We start from the raw sequence: 15,658 nt of genomic DNA on the forward strand, positions 1-15,658 counted from the left end.
GAGCCCAAAATAGGGAGGACTCGCCTTGAACATCCCGAGCATCGATTTCGATCTGGGCGAAGACATCAGCCTGCTGCGCGACACCGTTCGTTCGTTCGTGGAGGCGGAGATCACCCCGCGTGCCGCCGAGATCGAAAAAGCCAATCTTTTCCCCGCAGACCTCTGGAAGCGCTTCGGCGACCTCGGCCTGCTCGGCATGACCGCGCCGGAGCAATATGGCGGCTCCAATATGGGCTATCTCGCCCATATCGTCGCCATGGAGGAAATCTCGCGCGGTTCGGCGGCCGTGGCCCTGTCCTACGGCGCCCATTCCAATCTGTGCGTCAACCAGATCCGCCGCAACGGCAATGACGCGCAGCGGCAGCGCTATCTGCCGAAGCTGATCTCAGGCGAATATGTCGGTGCGCTCGCGATGTCCGAGCCGGGCGCCGGCTCCGACGTGGTCTCGATGAAGCTGCGCGCCGACAAGCGCGGCGACCGCTACGTGCTCAACGGCTCCAAGATGTGGATCACCAATGGCGGCGATGCCGACGTGCTGGTGGTCTACGCCAAGACCGATCCGGAGGCCGGCCCGCGCGGCATGACCGCGTTCCTGATCGAGAAGGGTTTTAAGGGCTTCACGCACGGCCAGCATCTCGACAAGCTTGGCATGCGCGGCTCCAACACCTATCCGCTGTTCTTCGATGATTGCGAGGTGCCGGAGGAGAATGTGATGGGCAAGGTCGGCGAGGGCGTCAAGGTGCTGATGTCCGGCCTCGATTATGAGCGCGCCGTGCTCTCGGGCGGCCCGCTCGGCATCATGGCGGCCTGCATGGACGCGGTGGTGCCCTACATGCACGAGCGCAAGCAGTTCGGCCAGCCGATCGGCGACTTCCAGCTGATGCAGGGTAAGCTCGCCGACATGTATTCGACCTGGCAAGCCACGCGCGCCTATGTCTATGCGGTGGGCCGCGCCTGCGACCGCGCCGATCACGCGCGCACCTTGCGCAAGGACGCGGCTGCTGCGATCCTCTATTCCGCGGAGAAGGCAACGTGGATGGCGGGCGAAGCGATCCAGGCGCTGGGCGGGGTTGGCTATACCTCCGAATTCCCGGTCGGGCGCTTGTGGCGCGATGCCAAGCTCTACGAGATCGGCGCCGGCACCTCCGAAGTTCGGCGCATGCTGATCGGCCGCGAACTGATGGCCGAGACGGCTTAAGTCCTTCACCTCATTGGAATCACCATGCCGCTCCATTCCAGCATCGATCCGTCGTCATCAGATTTTGCGCGCAATTCCGAGGCCATGCGCGGTCTCGTCGCGGACTTGCGCGAAAAGCTCAGCCTGGTCGCCGGCGGTGGGGGCGAGGCTTCGCGCAACCGCCACACCGCGCGCGGCAAGATGCTGGCACGCGAGCGCGTCGACCTCCTGGTCGATCCCGGCACCTCGTTCCTGGAGCTGTCGCCGCTCGCGGCCTATGGCCTGTATGGCGGCGACGTGCATTCGGCGAGCGTCGTCACGGGGGTGGGGCGCATCTCGGGCCGCGAATGCGTGATCGTCGCCAACGATGCCACCATCAAGGGCGGCACCTATTACCCGATGACGGTGAAGAAGCATCTGCGCGCGCAGGACATTGCGCGGCAGAACAATCTGCCTTGCGTCTACATGGTGGATTCCGGCGGCGCCTTCCTGCCGCTGCAGGACGAGATTTTTCCGGACGAGCGGCACTTCGGCCGCATCTTCTACAATCAGGCGCAGATGTCGTCGCAGGGCATTCCGCAGATCGCGATCGTGATGGGCTCCTGCACCGCTGGCGGCGCCTATGTGCCGGCAATGTCGGACGAGAGCATCATCGTGCGCAACCAAGGTACCATCTTCCTCGGCGGCCCGCCGCTGGTGAAGGCCGCGACCGGCGAGGTCGTCAGTGCGGAGGAGCTCGGCGGCGCCGACGTGCATTCGCGGCAGTCCGGCGTGACCGATCACTATGCCCAGAACGATGCGCATGCGATCGGCATCGCCCGGCGTATCGTCGGCACGCTCAAGCCGTCGGTGCGGCCGAACCTGAACATGCATGTGCCACGCGATCCGCTGTTTCCGGCGGAGGAAATCTACGGCGTGGTGCCGGTCGACGGCCGCAAGCCGTTCGACGTGCGCGACATCATCGCGCGCATCGTCGACGGCTCGGAGTTCGACGAGTTCAAGAAACTCTATGGCACGACGCTGGTGTGCGGCTTCGCCCATATCTGGGGCTATCCGGTCGGCATCATCGCCAATAACGGCATCCTGTTCAGCGAGAGCTCGCTGAAGGGCGCGCATTTCATCGAGCTGTGCTGCCAGCGCGGCATTCCGCTTGTTTTCTTACAGAACATCACCGGCTTCATGGTCGGCAAGAAGTACGAGGCGGGCGGCATCGCGCGCGACGGCGCCAAGCTGGTGACGGCGGTCGCGACGGCGTCGGTGCCGAAATTCACCGTGGTGATCGGCGGCTCCTACGGCGCCGGCAATTACGGCATGTGCGGGCGCGCCTACGCGCCGCGCTTCCTGTGGATGTGGCCGAACGCGCGCATCTCGGTGATGGGCGGCGAGCAGGCCTCGATGGTGCTGAGCCAGGTTCGCCGCGACAATATCGAGGCCAAGGGCGAGAGCTGGTCCAGGGAAGAGGAAGACAAGTTCCGCGAGCCCATTCGCGCGCAATATGAGAGCCAGGGCCACCCGTACTACGCGACCGCGCGGCTGTGGGACGACGGCGTGATCGATCCGGCCGACACGCGTCTCGTGCTCGGCCTTGGCCTCTCGGCGGCATCGAATGCGCCGATCGAACCGACGAAGTTCGGCCTGTTCAGGATGTGATGCGATGGACCGCTCAAAGCTCTACCGGCGTTTTCGCACGCTCCTGATCGCCAACCGCGGCGAGATCGCCTGCCGCGTCATCCGCACCGCCCGAGCCATGGGCCTGCGCACGGTCGCGGTCTATTCCGAGGCCGATCGCGAGGCGATGCATGTCGCGCTCGCGGACGAAGCCGTGCTGCTGGGGCCCGCGCGTGCCCGCGACAGCTATCTCAACATCGAGCGTTTGATCGAGGCCGCACACAAGACCGGCGCGGAGGCCGTGCATCCCGGCTACGGCTTCCTGTCCGAGAATGCCGAGTTCGCGCAGGCGTGTTATGACGCCGGCCTCGTCTTCGTCGGGCCGACCGCCGGGATGATGACGGCAATGGGCTCGAAATCCGGCTCGAAAGAGCTGATGGAGAAAGCCGGCGTGCCCTTGGTGCCCGGCTATCACGGCGAGGCCCAGGACGACGCAACGCTTTCGAAAGCAGCGGACAAGATCGGCTTCCCCCTGCTGGTGAAGGCCTCCGCCGGCGGCGGCGGCCGCGGCATGCGCATCGTGCGCTCAGCCGACGAGTTGGCGCCGGCGATCGTCAGCGCCAAGCGTGAGGCCAAGGCCGCCTTCGGCGACGACCGCATGCTGATCGAAAGGTATGTCGATAATCCCAGGCATATCGAGGTGCAGATCATCGGCGATAGCCATGGCAATCTGCTCTCGCTGTTCGAGCGCGAATGCACCTTGCAGCGCCGGCACCAGAAGGTGATCGAGGAGGCGCCGTCGCCGACACTGAACGCTGCCCAGCGCGAAACCGTCTGCGCCGCCGCGCGAAAAGCGGCGGGCGCGGTGAACTATGTCGGTGCCGGCACCATCGAGTTCGTCTCCGACGGCAAGGACGTGTTCTTCATCGAGATGAACACGCGCCTGCAGGTCGAGCATCCCGTGACCGAGCTGATCACGGGCATCGACCTCGTCGAGTGGCAGCTGCGCGTTGCCTTCGGCGAGGCGCTGCCACTCAAGCAAGACGAGATCAAGCTCAACGGTCACGCGGTCGAGGCGCGCGTCTACGCAGAGAACCCGACCAAGAACTTCATGCCGTCGGTCGGCAGGATCTCGACCAGGCGGCTGCCGGCCGAGACGGGCGGCCTGCGCATCGACGCCGGCTATCGCGAGGGCGATACGGTCTCGCCGTATTATGACGCCATGCTCGCCAAGGTGATCGCCTGGGCGCCGACGCGGGACGTCGCGATCGAGCGGCTGAATCGCGGGCTGGAAGAGACAGACGTCCGCGGCATCGTCACCAACATCCCGTTCCTGTCGGCGCTGATGACGCATCCGAAGGTGCGGGCGAATGCGATCGACACCGGCTTCATCGAGCGCGAGCTGGCCGTGCTGACCGAAGCGGCGCCGGCACCCGGAGAGCTCGAGCTCTGCGCCGCAGTCGCCGCAATCGTCAACGAGGAACAGCAGGCCGCGCAGGCCGAGACGAGTTCGCCCTGGCAGACCTTCGGCTGGCAGCCGGTGGGTCGCCGCCAGCGCAGCTTTGCCTTCCGCGTCGGCCATGGTCCGGAGCAGAAGATCATTCTGAACTACGGCAGGGGACCGTCGACGCTGGTCGTCGGCGAGCGCGAGCTGGCGTTCACGATCGCAGCGAGGGATGGCGGCTTCGATCTGACGCTCGACGGCGTCAAATCGTCGGTGGCAGCGGTCATCGATGGCCATGAGCTGTACCTGCGCACGCGCAACGGCCGCTTCGACCTGCATTGGGTCGATCCGTTCGGAGGCGAGAGCGAGGAGCATGTCGGCGAGGACAAGATCGCAGCGCCCTTGCCCGGCACGGTGGTTGCCGTGCTGGCCGAGGAGGGGGCCAAGCTGGAGAAGGGCGCGCCGATTCTCACGCTCGAAGTGATGAAGATGGAGCAGACGCTACGCGCGCCCTATGCCGGCGTGCTGAAGTCCATCAAGTGCAAGGTCGGCGACATCGTGCAGGAGGGCGTCGAGCTCGCGATGGTCGAAGCTTCAGGGGAATGAGATGAGCGATCCTGTCCGCATCATCGAAATGGGGCCGCGCGACGGCCTCCAGAACGAGAAGACCCCCGTCAGCGTCGAGGCCCGCATCGCCTTCATCGAGGCGCTGGTCGGGGCCGGTCTCGACACGGTCGAGGTCGGCGCCTTCGTCTCGCCCAAGGCCATCCCGCAGATGGCTAGCTCGGACGCCGTGCTGCGCGGCATCGCGCATGTGAAGGGCGCCGAATTTCACGTGCTGGTGCCGAACGAGAAAGGCTACGAGGCCGCGCGTGCCGCGGGCGCCAAAGTGGTCTCCGTGTTCGCGGCGGCCTCCGAGGGGTTTTCCCGGGCGAACATCAACTGCACGATTGCGGAGTCCATCGAGCGGTTCAGGCCGGTGCTGGCACGCGCCAGGGACGATGGTATCAATGTGCGCGGCTATATCTCCTGCGTGCTGGGCTGTCCGTTCGATGGCGAGATCAAGCCGAAGGCTGTCGCCGATCTCGCGAGCACGCTGTTCGAGCTCGGCTGCTACGAGATCTCGCTCGGCGACACCATCGGTGTCGGCACGCCAGCCAAGGCCAGAGAGATGCTGCGCGCGGTTGCCGCCAACATTCCCGCAGCCAGGCTCGCGATGCATTTCCACGACACTTACGGCCAGGCGCTCGCCAACCTCTATGCCGGATTGGAGGAGGGCGTCCGCGTCATCGACGCCGCCGCCGGCGGGCTCGGCGGCTGCCCCTATGCGCCGGGCGCGACGGGGAACGTCGCAACGGAAGACGTCGTCTACATGCTCGAAGGCATGGGGATCACGACAGGTGTCGATATGGAGAAGCTGCTGGCGGCGACGAACGCGATGAGCGTCGTGCTCGGCAAGCCGCCCGTGAGCCGCGTGGCGTCCGCGCTAAACGCGAAGAAGAAGCGGGCGGATTCGTAGCACCAGATCTGGTAGGGTGGGCAAAGGCGCATTGCGCCGTGCCCACCATCTTTCGCAATCATTGGCAGAAGGTGGGCACGCTGCGCTTTGCCCACCCTACAAAGCGTGCCTTCAAGCCGCCTTCAGCCCGACATCCGGCAGACGCGGCCGGTTCTTGAGCGCCTTCGCCATCATGGCCTCGACCTCTGCCTTTTCATGCGGCAGCAGTGCGAGGCGGGGCGGGCGGGTCAGGGCGGTGCCGCGGCCCATGATGTGCTCGCACAGCTTGATGCACTGGACGAGGTCCGGGCGGGCATCGAGGTGCAGGAGCGGCATGAACCATTCGTAGAGCGGCATCGCCTCGGCGAAGCGTCCAGCCTTGGCGAGGCGGAACAGCGTCTCGCCCTCGCGCGGGAAGGCGTTGGACATGCCGGAGACCCAGCCGACGGCGCCCATGGCGACGCTCTCGACGATGACGTCGTCGAGACCTGCGAACAGCACAAACCGGTCGCCGACCATGTTGCGGGTGTCGATGAACCGGCGCGTATCGCCCGAGGAATCCTTGAAGCAGACCACGGTCTCGACGTCGGCGAGCGAGGCGAGGATGTCTGGCGTAACGTCGTTCTTGTAGATCGGCGGGTTGTTGTAGAGCATCACCGGCAGGTCGGTAGCGCTGGCAACCGCGCGGAAATGCGCGGCGGTCTCGTGCGGCTTGGACGAATAGACCAGCGCCGGCATCACCATCACGCCGTCGATGCCGACGCGCGCGGCTTCCTTCGCGGTCTCCACCGCAAAGGCGGTGGTGAATTCGGCGATGCCGCACAGCACGGGCACGCGGCCCTTCGCGACCGACTTCGCCGCTTCCATGATCGCGACCTTCTCCTTGCGCTCCAGCGAGGTGTTCTCGCCGACCGAGCCGCAGACGATCAGGCCGGAGACGCCGTCGCGGATCAATCCGTCCATCACCTTGGCGGTTGCGTCGATGTCGAGCGAGAGATCGTCGTGGAATTGGGTGGTGACGGCCGGGAAGACGCCTTCCCAGGAGATGCGTGGGCTCATTGTTTGGCTCCGATTGGAATTGTGCCGGCGGATCGTTCGATCCGCCGGGCATTGACGTGAAGAGGATGGATGAGGGTCAGAGCGTCGCGCCGACCTTGCGCAGCTCGGCGAGAACGGGGGCCTTGGGCAGCCAGATCTTGTCGAACTCGGCAATCACGGCCTCGGTATCCTTGGCGTCGACCTGGCGGATCGGGATCGGCGCGTTCTTGAAGTTCTGGATCAGCGTGGGCTCGTTGCCGGCGAGCTCGTCGATCTGCGCGTCCAGCGTCGTCTTGATCGTTTTCGTGATCAGCTCGCGATCGGCGGCGGGCAGCGATTGCCAGACGCGGCCGGAGACGACCGCGGCCATCGGCATGAAGACGGCGTTCATTTGCAGGATCACCTTCGACACCTTGTCGAAACGCTGGTTCCAGGAGAATTCGAGATCGGCCTCGAGGCCATCGACCTGGCCGTTGGCCATGGCGTCGAACACTTGCGGCGTCGGGATCGGCGTCGGCGCCGCGCCGAGCGAGGAATAGAAATCGCGATAGACCGGGGTCGGGTTGATGCGCAGCTTCATGCCCTTGATGTCGGCGAGCGAATTCAGGTCCTTGGAGGAGAACACCGCGCGCATTCCGGTGATGCCCCAGCCGAGCCCGATCGTGCCGGTCTCCTGCGGCAGCACATCGAACAGCTTCACTGCCGCCGGATGCCGCACGAACTTCGCCACCGCCGGCGTCGAGCGCACGATGTAGGGCGCGTTGATCGCGGCGATGTGCGGCACGCGCGAGCCGAGCTCGGCGGCCTGGATGAAGCCCATGTCGAGCGCGCCGGACTGCAATTGCTGCATCATCGCGGTCTCGTTGCCGAGCTGGCCGGCGTGGAAGACGGTCAGGGTCAGGCGGCCGTTGGTGGCGGCCTTGAGCTCGTCGCCGAATTTGAGCGCGGCCTTGTTCCAGGAATGGCCGTTCGGCGTGATCAGGCCGAGGCGAAATTCCTTGGCCTGGGCGAGCGCCAGCGACGGGGCGAACACCGAGGCGGCGGCACTGGCGGCGAGAAAGCGGCGGCGGGAAAGCGGCATGGTCGGGCTCCTTTCGGATGGGTCTATTTGACGAGGATCAGCGAGAGCGAGGGATAGAGCGAGAGCAGCACCAGGAGGATGCAGGCGATGACGAAGAAGGGCAGCGTCACCATGAACATCCTGCCGGGCTTGGCGCCGGTAACGGCGGCCGCGACGAAGAAGCAAAGCCCGACCGGCGGCGACAACAGGCCGAGCACGAGGTTGATCACCACGACCACGCCGAATTGCCGGGGGTCGATGTGATAGATCTCGGTTGCGACCGGCAGCAGGATCGGCACCGTCATGATCAGGCCGGGAATGCCGTCGATCACCGTGCCGATCAGCAGCAGGATGACGTTGCAGATCAGCATGAAGCTGACCGGATCCTTGGCGACGGTCTGGATCCAGGCGGCGGTCTCCTGCGGCACCTTGCCGAAGATCAGCACCCAGGAGAACACCGCGGCGGCCGCCACCAGAAACAGCACGATCGCCGAATAGATCGCGCTGCGCAGCATCATCTGCGGCAGCTGCGAGAACTCGAATTCCTTGGTCCAGAACTTTCCGACCAGGGCCGCGGCCACCGCGCCGACGGCCGCCGATTCCGTGGCGTTGGCGAGGCCGCCGAGGATGCTGCCTACGATGACGATCGGGATCAGCAGCGTCGGCGAGGTCCGCAGGATCGTCATCACGCGCTGGCGCGGCGTCTGATGGTCGGCGCGCGGATAGCTGTAGATGTAGCCCATCAGCGCGATGACGAGGCAGAACATCACGGTGAGGATGACGCCCGGGACGATGCCGGCGATCAGCATGTCGCTGACCGAGACCTGCGCCAGCACGCTGTAGACCACGAACATCACCGAGGGTGGGATGATCGGGCCGAGCATGCCGCCATAGGCGGTGAGGCCGGCCGCGAAGGTCTTGTCGTAGCCCTTCTTCTCCATCTCGGGGACCATGATCTGCGCCATGATCGCGACCTGCGCGGTCGCCGATCCCAGGATGGACGAGATGAACATGTTGGCGAGGATGTTGACGTAGGCGAGCCCGCCCTTGAGCGAGCCGACGAAGGCCATCGCCATGTCGACGATGCGCCGCGTGATGCCGCCTCCATTCATGATCTCGCCGATCAGGATGAAGAGCGGGATCGCGATCAGGCCGTAGCTGTCGACGCCGCCGAACAGCTGCAGCGGATAGGACTGGAACAGCACGGGATTGCCTGAGGCGGCGATATAGACAAGGCCGGCTAGGCACAGGCAAAGGCCGATCGGTACGCCGACCAGCATGAACGCCATGAAGGCTGCTGACGTGATCATCAATTGACCCCGTCGAGCTCGGAGAGCTGGAAGCCTTTTGGCGCGGTGCGCGGGACCAGCTCGAGATCTTCCAGCAGATTGGCGAGGCCGTGAACGGTCATCGACACCGCGAAGATCGGCAGCGTCAGATAGAGCACCCAGGTCGGCCAGTTCAGCGTTTGCGTGCGCTCGGTGTAGAGGAAATTGAACGTCTCGGCGGCGAGCTTGCGCCCGTCGAAGCCGGCGCGGGTGAGGCCGATCGGGTCCATCCAGAGCACGCAGGTGACGATCAGGGCGATGCCGAACACCACGACGAGGCCGGTCGAGATCACCTTTGCAAATTTCTGGTGCTGAGCGGAAAGTCGCTCCGTCAGCATGGACACCGCAAAATCGAGCCGCAGCCGCGTCATCGCGGATGCTCCGATGAAGGTCAGCCAGACCACGCAATAGACGGCGGATTCATCGATCCAGTAGATCGGGAAATGCGAGTAGCGGGTGACGACGTTCACCAGGATCAGGCCGGTGAGCAGGTACATCAGGCCCATCAGCGCGAGCCGCTCGCAGGCGAGCAGGGCACTCGACATCCGGACGATCATGCGTCGGAGGCTGAGCGCGCGCGTGGCCGGCATGGTCTGCTCGATCATGAAAGAGGCCCCAACCCCCTGAAGATTTGTCGTGCGATTGCCAAATGTATAATTTATACATTTTGGGAGTCAAACGGAGTTTGCGGTCATTTGGGCGGCAGGGCGCGTGTTTGCTGGGCATTAGGTTTGTGACGCCCGGCTTTTGCCGGGCAGCTCGACATGCAAGACAGGGACCGTGTCGGCCGCGCGAGTCGGGAAGGACAACGGACGATCAGATGAAGCAGCCTCTGAAGCATCGCACCCTGTCGGCCGCGATCGTCGACCAGCTCCGCCAGGCGATCCTCGACGGCACCTATCCGGCCGGATCGCAGCTGCGCCAGGACGCGTTGGGCGAAGCCTATGGCGTCAGCCGCATCCCGGTGCGCGAGGCGCTGTTCCAGCTCGAGGCGGAAGGCTTGGTGCGCATCGTGCCGCAGAAGGGCGCCATCGTCTCGGAGCTGTCGTTGGACGAGATCAACGACGTGTTCGACCTCCGCCGTATCCTGGAGCCGCGGCTGCTGGCACAGTCGGCGCCGCGCTTCACCACGCAGGATTTCGACGGGCTCGACGACATCCACCGGAGCTTCGAGAAGGCGATCAAGGCGAGGAACGTCAGTGAGTGGGGCCAGCTCAACGCCGACTTTCACATGGCGCTCTACGTCCACGCCCCGCAGCCACGCACGCGTGCGATCGTGCTGTCGCTGCTGCAGACCAGCGACCGCTACACGCGGCTACAGCTCTCCAACACCAAGGCGATGGGCATTGCCGAAAAGGAGCACGCCCATCTGATCGCGCTCTGCCGCGCACAGAAAGTGGAGGAGGCCTGCCGATTCCTGGAGCGGCACATCGAGGCCGTGCGCAAGGACCTGCTGCAGGTGGTGGCGAACGCGCCGAAGTCGCGGCGGAAGGAGAAGTCGTAGGGTGGGTTAGCCGAAGGCGTAACCCACCGCTGTTCGTCTCCGCAGCGACAGAAGGGTGGATTACGCCTTCGGCTAATCCACCCTACAGACCGGCGATCGCTTCTACCTGCCCCCGTCCGGCCCCATCACGAGGTCCGGCAGCCAGGTCGAGATCCCCGGCACCAGGCACAGCAGCAGCACTGCGAGCATCATCAAGAGCACGAAGGGCAGGGTGCCCCAGATCACCTCGCGCAGGGGAATATCGGGCGCGACGTTGCGGATGACGAAGATGTTGAGGCCGACCGGTGGGTGGATCAGCCCCATCTCCATCACGATGGTCATGACGACGCCGAACCAGATGATGTCGAAATTGGCGGCGCGGAGCGGCGGCAGGATGATCGGTGCGGTCATCAGGATGATCGAGACCGGCGGCAGGAAGAAGCCGAGCACCACAACCATGACGAGGATCGCGAACAGCAGCTCCCAGCGCGGCAGATGCATCGCGACGATGGATTCGGCGACCGATTGCGAGATGTGCAGATAGCTCATCACGTAGGAATAGAGCAGGGACATGCCGATGATCATCATCAGCATGGTCGATTCCCGGATCGTCGACTTCATGATTGGCGCGAGGTCGCTCGGCCGCCACACGCTGTAGATCGCAGCGATCAGCGCCAGCGCCAGGAGGCCGCCGAGGCCGGCGGTCTCCGACGGCGTGGCGTAGCCGCCATAGAGCGCGACCATGACGCCGGTGAGCAGCAGCACGAATGGGATCACGCGTGGCAGCACGCTGAAGCGTTCGGCGAGCGTGTACTCGTCACGATGCAAGATCGGAGCCTCCGGTCCGCCGTTCTTGTAAGCCACCTCGGCGGCGGCATATTCCTGGCGGAAGCGAACGACGGCATAGGCGCCGAATAGGAAGACCAACAGCAGGCCGGGACCGATGCCGGCGAGGAACAGGCGGCCGAGCGACTTCTCGGCGGCGACCGCGAACAGGATCATCGTGATCGAGGGCGGCAGCAGGATGCCGAGCGTGCCCCCCGCTGCGATGATGCCGGCGGCGAAGCCGCCGGAATAGCCGCGCTTGCGCATCTCGGGGATGCCGGCCGAGCCGATCGCCGAGCAAGTTGCCGGCGAAGACCCCGCCATCGCCGCGAACAGCGCGCAGGCGAACACGTTGGCAACGCCGAGGCCGCCGGGCACGCGGTGCAGCCAGGCATGCAGCGCCAGATAGAGATCCTGGCCGGCGCGGGACTTGCCGATCGCCGCGCCCTTCAGGATGAAGAGCGGGATCGACAACAGCGTGATCGAGGCCATCTCCTCGTAGACGTTCTGCGTCACCGTATCGAGCGAGGCCGAGGGCATGAAGATGGCCATGAACACCACCGCGACCGCGCCGAGCGCGAACGCAATGGGCATGCCCGAGAACATCACCAGCAGCGTCACAATGCCGTAGGCGAGGCCGATGCCGAAAACGCTCATGGCCGCTTGGCTCCGGTGAAGGGCAGCGCAAGCTGCACGAGGATCTGGAGGCAGAGCAGGCTCATCCCGAGCGCCATCAGCGAGTAGGGGATGGCGAGCGGCGGCGACCACATCGAGTTGGAGACCTGGCCATCGACATAGGCTTCGTGCGCCAGTGTCCACGACTTCCAGGTGAAGAAGGCGCAGAACAGGAACGTGGCGGCATCGACCAGCCAGAGCCGGACCTGGTTCGCGAATGGCGAGAGCAGGCCGACGAAGGCCTCGATGCCGATATGACCGCGATGCTGCTGCACATAGGCCGCCGTCATGAAGGTCGCGCCGACCAGCAGGAACACGGCGGCTTCGTCCTGCCAATAGTTCGCGGCCTTGTACAGCGCGCGGCTGAGCACGCTGTAGCTCAGGATTGCACAGGCCGCGACAAGTGCGATCGCGGCGAACACGACGATGATGCTGTTGAGGACGGCGAGACCGCGATCGATCGCCGCCGCAGGGCCGGTCCCCGCGGCAACGCTCGTCCGGTCGTCACGATCCGGAAGCGGACCGTGGCTCATGCTGCGACGTCGATCGCTAGCTTGAGCAGGTTTGCGGCGGTCGCGGTCTTGGCGCTGTAGTCCTTCCACGCGGTGTCGCGGGCGATGTCGCGCCATTTTCCGACGGTGGCGGCATCGAGCGCCGAGACCTTTGCGCCAGCCTTCTCGTAGACCTTGGCGACATCGACATCGTCGTCCTGCGCGCCCTTGCGGCCAAAGGCTTCGAGCTCGGTACCGACCGCGAGCAGAATGTCCTGATGGTTCTTCGGCAGCTTGTCGAAGATCGCCTTCGACATCATCAGGGGCTCGAGCATGAACCAGTAGGACGTGCCCGCGCCTGATGTCAGCGACTTCGCGACCTCTTCCAGGCGGAACGAGATCAGGCTGGTCGAGGAGGTGATGCCGGCATCGCAGGCGCCGGTCTGCATCGCTGCGTAGATCTCGTTCGACGGCACCGACAACACGGAGGCGCCGGCGGTCTGCAGCACCATGTCCATCTCGCGCGAGCCGCCGCGCACCTTGAGGCCCTTGGCGTCTTCAGGAGCGACGATCGGCTTGGAGCGGCTGGCGACGCCGCCGGCCTGCCAGACCCAGGTGAGCAGGATGATGCCCTTGTCGGCGAGGAAGTCGGTCAGCGCCTTGCCGACCGGTTCCTTCTTCCAGCGCAGGCCCTGGTCGTAGGTGGTCACGAGGCCCGGCATCAGGCCGATATTGGTTTCCGGCACTTCGCCGCCGGCATAGGGCATAGGATAGAGGCTGATATCGAGCGCGCCCTTGCGCATGGCGGAGAACTGCGCGTTGGTCTTGATCAGCGAGGAGTTCGGATAGATCTCGGCGGCAATGTCGCCATTGCTGCGCTTACTCACTTCGGCGGCGAACATGCGGCACAGCCGGTCGCGGAAATCGCCCTTGTCGATGGTGCCGCCTGGGAACTGATGCGAGATCTTCAGCGTGGTCGCGGCCTGCGCGGTGCCGGTGCCGAAGCGGAGAATGGCAGGTGCCGCGACGGCGGTCGCGAGCAGATGGCGGCGCGTGAACATGATGTAATCCCCTTGGGCGTTTCTTTGGGCGTTTCTCGGAGTGTTTTTGGCAGAGGTGATTTGAACTGGGTTCTTCGCGACCGCGGGGCCAATCCAAGCCGGTCTCCATCCGATGGTCTTTCATCTGATAGTTCGAGACAGAGTGCCGCGGCAAGTGCCGGTTGTGCTGCGCTGCAGCACTTCCGATCCATGCGGGCTCGCCAACTAACGAGGGCGGCTGGCCGCAGAAATTTATCGATGGTCAGCGTAACAACGCCACACAGCTATCCGTCGAGACAGGATAGCGGCGTCCGTCGCTGACAAACACCATCACGAAGGAAGATGAACCATGACCATTCGCACCCGCATCGTGCTCGGCGTCTCGGCTGCCGCTCTCTCGCTAGGCCTCGCGTTTGCGCCGGCCGCCTTTGCTCAGGACAAGATGGGCAAGGATGATGGCATGATGAAAAAGGACACGATGTCCAAGGACGGCATGATGAAGAAGGACACCATGTCCAAGGACGACGGCATGAAGAAGGATCACATGTCGAAGGACGGCATGAAAAAGGACGACGGGATGATGAAGAAGAACTGATCCCGGGTCGTCATCGCGCAACGCCCCCTGGGCGGGCCGCGTCCTCTCGAATTCCGGCGGCATTTGAGGCCGCCGGAATGATGGCTCAGTTCAAGTTCAATTGAACGTGACCAGCGCGCTTTACTTGCGCTTCGCCTTGCGGGCGGCGTAGCGCGCGTCGCGCTTGGCCTTCTGCTCGGCCTCGATCGCAGCCTGCCTCTCGGCGGCTTCCTCGGCTTCCCGCGCGATCCGAGCAGCTTCGGCTGCCTTGGCCTCTTCCTCGAGGCGCTTCTGCTCGGCCTTTTCGGCCTCCCGCGCGGCCTTTGCCTCGGCGCGCTTGGCCGCGAGCGCCTCACGCTCGGCGCGCTTCGCCGCCACCGCGGGATCATCGGGCCCCGGCTGCGACTTGAACTTGTTCAAAAGATTTTTGCGGGCGTCTTGCGCCGCCTTTTGCCGGTCTGCAAAGCCGGGTTCCCTGAATCCACTCATCGACGAGCCTTGTCTTCCTCGCTTTCGATCCTACATCGGTGCCTGTTGGTAAGTCGGCTGGGCATAGCAGGCGCCACGCGACGCAGAAGCGTGTACATCGGCGCGCGTCGCGAAGCCACCCATAATCGCAGCCGATCAGGTCAACGAAAAATCGCCCCCCGACGATCTCTCGTAGCCCGAAAAAACTGCCGAATTGTGATCTCCCTCATAAGGGAGCACATGGGCGACGCCTAGCGTCCGCCCGCGACGAGACGGAGCACGGGCATGACGATCTCAAGACCGAGCCTGAAAGTGCTGGCGATTGCCTTCGCCTTGGCGGGCGCGGCCGGCGCCGCCTTGCTGCTGGCTCGTCCGCAGCCCATCGAAAGTGCCGTGCTGGGAGCGGATTGGGAATGCACCCAGACCGCATTCGTGCTCACGAGCTGCGCACCGCGCGTTCAGGAGGCAATTCCGGCGGTCGAAACCTTGCGCAAGGATGCAATCCAGCAGACCCGGGGCTGAATGGGGCCGGACGATCGGGATGTGACGCGACGCCGCAGAGGTGGTAAAGCCAGCGCGCCAGCGTGACCAGGCGGCCATGTCGAAGCCAGAGTCCAGATCCGAACCGGGCGACGAGCCCCATCCTCGACCGAACCGTCAGCCCAAGCCTCCGTCCGGCGACCGCCGCGGCGCGCTTGCAGGATTGATCATCGCGGTCGTGATCCTCGGCGTCGGCTGGTGGCTTGCCCGGGATCTGACGGCAGCCAGCAAGATGCAGGATTGCCTGATGTCCGGGCGAAGCAATTGCAATGTGATCGAGCCGGCTCGCTAGGCGCGCGCTACAGCATGGCCGATGGGACCGAAAAATTGCCCTGATCTTAATCATTTGTAACGGGACTTAGCCGATCAAGCAGGGCAGTGAATTCGGCCGGCATCAGCCCGGCGCGCG

16 protein-coding genes are annotated in these 15,658 nt (G+C 64.8%); 8 read left to right on the forward strand and 8 right to left on the reverse strand.

Annotation, left to right across the window (positions count from 1 at the left end; genetic code table 11):
• The first annotated feature begins 25 nt into the window (after positions 1–25).
• From ACVWYQ_RS03945 to ACVWYQ_RS03960, 4 genes are read left to right on the forward strand one after another with little or no spacing between them, the layout of a single operon-like run.
• Complete coding sequence (locus tag ACVWYQ_RS03945) at positions 26–1,198, forward strand: isovaleryl-CoA dehydrogenase (RefSeq protein WP_271540413.1); 1,173 nt, start codon at positions 26–28, stop codon at positions 1,196–1,198.
• A 24-nt stretch (positions 1,199–1,222) separates the two neighbouring features.
• Complete coding sequence (locus ACVWYQ_RS03950; RefSeq protein WP_275509775.1) at positions 1,223–2,827, forward strand: carboxyl transferase domain-containing protein; 1,605 nt, start codon at positions 1,223–1,225, stop codon at positions 2,825–2,827.
• Positions 2,828–2,831: 4 nt separating this feature from the next.
• A complete protein-coding gene (locus tag ACVWYQ_RS03955) occupies positions 2,832–4,835 on the forward strand; it encodes an acetyl/propionyl/methylcrotonyl-CoA carboxylase subunit alpha (RefSeq protein WP_456725446.1) in 2,004 nt (667 codons plus the stop codon).
• Position 4,836: 1 nt separating this feature from the next.
• Complete coding sequence (locus tag ACVWYQ_RS03960; RefSeq protein WP_404541218.1) at positions 4,837–5,748, forward strand: hydroxymethylglutaryl-CoA lyase; 912 nt, start codon at positions 4,837–4,839, stop codon at positions 5,746–5,748.
• Between the two features lie 111 nt (positions 5,749–5,859).
• Here ACVWYQ_RS03960 and ACVWYQ_RS03965 read toward each other — a convergent pair whose 3' ends face one another.
• The 4 genes from ACVWYQ_RS03965 to ACVWYQ_RS03980 all read right to left on the reverse strand — a co-directional run bounded on the left by ACVWYQ_RS03965 (position 5,860) and on the right by ACVWYQ_RS03980 (position 9,743).
• Positions 5,860–6,786 carry a dihydrodipicolinate synthase family protein gene (locus ACVWYQ_RS03965; RefSeq protein ID WP_271540406.1) on the reverse strand — a complete coding sequence of 309 codons (927 nt, stop codon included), beginning with the start codon at positions 6,784–6,786 and terminating at the stop codon, positions 5,860–5,862.
• A 76-nt stretch (positions 6,787–6,862) separates the two neighbouring features.
• Positions 6,863–7,846 carry a TRAP transporter substrate-binding protein gene (locus ACVWYQ_RS03970; RefSeq protein WP_456725447.1) on the reverse strand — a complete coding sequence of 328 codons (984 nt, stop codon included), beginning with the start codon at positions 7,844–7,846 and terminating at the stop codon, positions 6,863–6,865.
• Positions 7,847–7,869: 23 nt separating this feature from the next.
• Positions 7,870–9,135 carry a TRAP transporter large permease gene (locus ACVWYQ_RS03975; RefSeq protein ID WP_404541217.1) on the reverse strand — a complete coding sequence of 422 codons (1,266 nt, stop codon included), beginning with the start codon at positions 9,133–9,135 and terminating at the stop codon, positions 7,870–7,872.
• Positions 9,135–9,743 carry a TRAP transporter small permease gene (locus ACVWYQ_RS03980; RefSeq protein WP_404546216.1) on the reverse strand — a complete coding sequence of 203 codons (609 nt, stop codon included), beginning with the start codon at positions 9,741–9,743 and terminating at the stop codon, positions 9,135–9,137. The genes ACVWYQ_RS03975 and ACVWYQ_RS03980 overlap by 1 nt, the downstream gene beginning before the upstream one ends.
• A 230-nt stretch (positions 9,744–9,973) precedes the next feature.
• Between ACVWYQ_RS03980 and ACVWYQ_RS03985 the strand changes: the two genes are divergently transcribed.
• Positions 9,974–10,657, forward strand: a complete 684-nt coding sequence (locus tag ACVWYQ_RS03985) for a GntR family transcriptional regulator (RefSeq protein WP_275502057.1) — start codon at positions 9,974–9,976, stop codon at positions 10,655–10,657.
• 102 nt (positions 10,658–10,759) lie between these two features.
• On the opposite strand, the gene ACVWYQ_RS03990 is transcribed toward ACVWYQ_RS03985, so the two are convergent.
• The 3 genes from ACVWYQ_RS03990 to ACVWYQ_RS04000 are packed head-to-tail and all read right to left on the reverse strand — an operon-like array spanning position 10,760 to position 13,688.
• Positions 10,760–12,118: a TRAP transporter large permease gene (locus ACVWYQ_RS03990; RefSeq protein ID WP_456725448.1), complete on the reverse strand. Its 1,359-nt coding sequence runs from the start codon at positions 12,116–12,118 to the stop codon at positions 10,760–10,762.
• Complete coding sequence (locus ACVWYQ_RS03995; RefSeq protein ID WP_036045576.1) at positions 12,115–12,669, reverse strand: TRAP transporter small permease; 555 nt, start codon at positions 12,667–12,669, stop codon at positions 12,115–12,117. Before ACVWYQ_RS03995 ends, ACVWYQ_RS03990 begins: the two co-directional genes overlap by 4 nt.
• Entirely contained in the window at positions 12,666–13,688 is a 1,023-nt protein-coding gene (locus ACVWYQ_RS04000; protein ID WP_128261779.1) for a TRAP transporter substrate-binding protein, read from the reverse strand. The genes ACVWYQ_RS03995 and ACVWYQ_RS04000 overlap by 4 nt, the downstream gene beginning before the upstream one ends.
• Positions 13,689–14,016: 328 nt before the next feature.
• On the opposite strand from ACVWYQ_RS04000, the gene ACVWYQ_RS04005 reads away from it, so the two are divergent.
• Positions 14,017–14,262 (forward strand): pentapeptide MXKDX repeat protein, encoded by a 246-nt coding sequence (locus ACVWYQ_RS04005; protein WP_036027965.1) that lies wholly within the window; start codon positions 14,017–14,019, stop codon positions 14,260–14,262.
• Positions 14,263–14,382: 120 nt separating this feature from the next.
• Here ACVWYQ_RS04005 and ACVWYQ_RS04010 read toward each other — a convergent pair whose 3' ends face one another.
• Positions 14,383–14,730, reverse strand: a complete 348-nt coding sequence (locus ACVWYQ_RS04010; RefSeq protein ID WP_157284263.1) for a DUF6481 family protein — start codon at positions 14,728–14,730, stop codon at positions 14,383–14,385.
• Positions 14,731–14,994: 264 nt separating this feature from the next.
• Between ACVWYQ_RS04010 and ACVWYQ_RS04015 the strand changes: the two genes are divergently transcribed.
• Positions 14,995–15,231: a hypothetical protein gene (locus tag ACVWYQ_RS04015; RefSeq protein ID WP_275509791.1), complete on the forward strand. Its 237-nt coding sequence runs from the start codon at positions 14,995–14,997 to the stop codon at positions 15,229–15,231.
• A gap of 76 nt (positions 15,232–15,307) precedes the next feature.
• The gene (locus tag ACVWYQ_RS04020; protein WP_271540396.1) at positions 15,308–15,541 is read left to right on the forward strand and encodes a hypothetical protein; all 234 of its coding nucleotides are present in this window, start codon (positions 15,308–15,310) and stop codon (positions 15,539–15,541) included.
• Positions 15,542–15,658 lie beyond the last annotated feature (117 nt).

This window comes from Bradyrhizobium sp. USDA 3397 (assembly GCF_054060965.1).

Excerpts from the sequence above, each read along its gene's own strand:
- ACVWYQ_RS03965 (WP_271540406.1), bottom strand. The coding sequence starts at position 6,786 with ATGAGCCCACGCATCTCCTGGGAAGGCGTCTTCCCGGCCGTCACCACC.
- ACVWYQ_RS03975 (WP_404541217.1), bottom strand. The coding sequence starts at position 9,135 with ATGATCACGTCAGCAGCCTTCATGGCGTTCATGCTGGTCGGCGTACCG.
- ACVWYQ_RS03950 (WP_275509775.1), top strand. The coding sequence starts at position 1,223 with ATGCCGCTCCATTCCAGCATCGATCCGTCGTCATCAGATTTTGCGCGC.
- ACVWYQ_RS03995 (WP_036045576.1), bottom strand. The coding sequence starts at position 12,669 with ATGAGCCACGGTCCGCTTCCGGATCGTGACGACCGGACGAGCGTTGCC.
- ACVWYQ_RS04000 (WP_128261779.1), bottom strand. The coding sequence starts at position 13,688 with ATGTTCACGCGCCGCCATCTGCTCGCGACCGCCGTCGCGGCACCTGCC.
- ACVWYQ_RS03955 (WP_456725446.1), top strand. The coding sequence starts at position 2,832 with ATGGACCGCTCAAAGCTCTACCGGCGTTTTCGCACGCTCCTGATCGCC.
- ACVWYQ_RS04010 (WP_157284263.1), bottom strand. The coding sequence starts at position 14,730 with ATGAGTGGATTCAGGGAACCCGGCTTTGCAGACCGGCAAAAGGCGGCG.
- ACVWYQ_RS04020 (WP_271540396.1), top strand. The coding sequence starts at position 15,308 with ATGTCGAAGCCAGAGTCCAGATCCGAACCGGGCGACGAGCCCCATCCT.
- ACVWYQ_RS04005 (WP_036027965.1), top strand. The coding sequence starts at position 14,017 with ATGACCATTCGCACCCGCATCGTGCTCGGCGTCTCGGCTGCCGCTCTC.
- ACVWYQ_RS03980 (WP_404546216.1), bottom strand. The coding sequence starts at position 9,743 with ATGCCGGCCACGCGCGCGCTCAGCCTCCGACGCATGATCGTCCGGATG.
- ACVWYQ_RS03990 (WP_456725448.1), bottom strand. The coding sequence starts at position 12,118 with ATGAGCGTTTTCGGCATCGGCCTCGCCTACGGCATTGTGACGCTGCTG.
- ACVWYQ_RS04015 (WP_275509791.1), top strand. The coding sequence starts at position 14,995 with ATGACGATCTCAAGACCGAGCCTGAAAGTGCTGGCGATTGCCTTCGCC.
- ACVWYQ_RS03960 (WP_404541218.1), top strand. The coding sequence starts at position 4,837 with ATGAGCGATCCTGTCCGCATCATCGAAATGGGGCCGCGCGACGGCCTC.
- ACVWYQ_RS03970 (WP_456725447.1), bottom strand. The coding sequence starts at position 7,846 with ATGCCGCTTTCCCGCCGCCGCTTTCTCGCCGCCAGTGCCGCCGCCTCG.
- ACVWYQ_RS03985 (WP_275502057.1), top strand. The coding sequence starts at position 9,974 with ATGAAGCAGCCTCTGAAGCATCGCACCCTGTCGGCCGCGATCGTCGAC.